Raw genomic sequence first — 1,377 nt, 5'->3', positions numbered from 1 at the left:
ACAGGGATTCCGTTTGCATCTAGGGCGTCATTATATCCACCAAAAGAATCATTGCCGGAATATACAGGAATTGTCGGGTTTAATGTCGCTCCGCCCCAGATTGCATCCGTATCTGCAAAACGATTTTTGGAATATGTACCCTTTAGGCTGAATTGAAATCTAAGTTCATCCCTAAAGAATGATGGCGTAAGGTTGAGATTGCCTGTAAAACGCTTTGCATTATCCGTTTTCAAAATACCATCTTGATAATATGCCCCTGCCGATACTCGGAAAGGAAGCCAAGATGCTGCACGACCTGATACGCTTAAATTATTATCTGTGCCAAATGCTGTCTGATATATCAAATCATTCCAATTAGTGCGGCTATTGCCGAGAAGGGACTTCTGACGATCTGTGCCAAGTTCATTTACAATTCCAATAAACTCATTGGTAGAGAGCATATCTGATGTCTTGGTCTTGGTAGAAAGTGAATTGGTTGTTTGGAATGAAACCTTTATACCATCACCTTTTCCTTTCTTTGTTGTGATGATAATGACACCATTGGATGCTCTTGAACCATAAATGGCAGTTGATGAAGCATCTTTGAGAATGGTCATACTCTCAATATCATTGGGATTGATAAGGCTCAGAAAGTTTCCGCTTCCACTTACAGATCCGCCGACTTCCATAGGAACACCATCTAATACAATAAGAGGATCATTGGAAGCATTAAGAGAAGCACCTCCACGGACACGAATTGTAGAACCGGATGTTGGAGAACCGCCGCCATTTACAATTTGCACACCGGCAATCTTTCCGTTTACAAGCTCTTCTGGCGATGAAATCATACCCTTATTGAAGTCTTTCTCACTTACGGTTGAAACGGAACCGGTAAGATCATCCTTTTTACGTACACCATAACCAATCACGACTATCTCGTCAAGAACTTCACTGTTAGGTCTCATTGTTACATCAATAACATCTGACGTAATATCCACTATGAGATTGTCATAACCCACATAAGAAAATGCGAGCTGTTTCGCTGTTGTAGGAATTTTTAGGACATAGTGTCCGTCAAAATCAGTGGAAGCACCTATGGGCTCACCTACAACTTTAACCGTTGCACCGATAAGAGGCTCCCCGGTTTCATCAATGACAGTACCCGTTACCGTCTTTTGTGTCTGGGCGTAAGCCGAAACGGGTATAAGAAGAATTGAGATTATTAGTCCCAATAGCCAGCTCCTTATTTCGGCATTGCCAATTGCTTTGTCCATTAGAAATGTTTATTATTGTATAATTGAAAGGATTTAAGGTGATCAAATGGTAGTGTTTCACTGAGTGTGTCTGAGGCGAGTTCACTCAAGCCTGTAGACCTCAGATGACGATGCAAATTTAATT

The 1,377-nt window shown here is 41.3% G+C and carries 1 protein-coding gene; it reads right to left on the bottom strand.

Going from position 1 to position 1,377, the window contains the following annotated elements; translation table 11 throughout:
* The coding region (locus JX312_RS13675) for a SusC/RagA family TonB-linked outer membrane protein (RefSeq protein WP_204458467.1) at window positions 1–1,253 on the bottom strand (1,253 nt) is incomplete at its 3' end.
* Between the last annotated feature and the right edge of the window lie 124 nt (window positions 1,254–1,377).

It is taken from the genome of Barnesiella sp. CU968 (assembly GCF_905219685.1).
Classification (GTDB): domain Bacteria; phylum Bacteroidota; class Bacteroidia; order Bacteroidales; family Muribaculaceae; genus Lepagella; species Lepagella muris_A.
The sequence above is the reverse complement of the archived record's forward strand: the minus strand, read 5'-3'. Positions and strand labels throughout refer to the sequence as shown.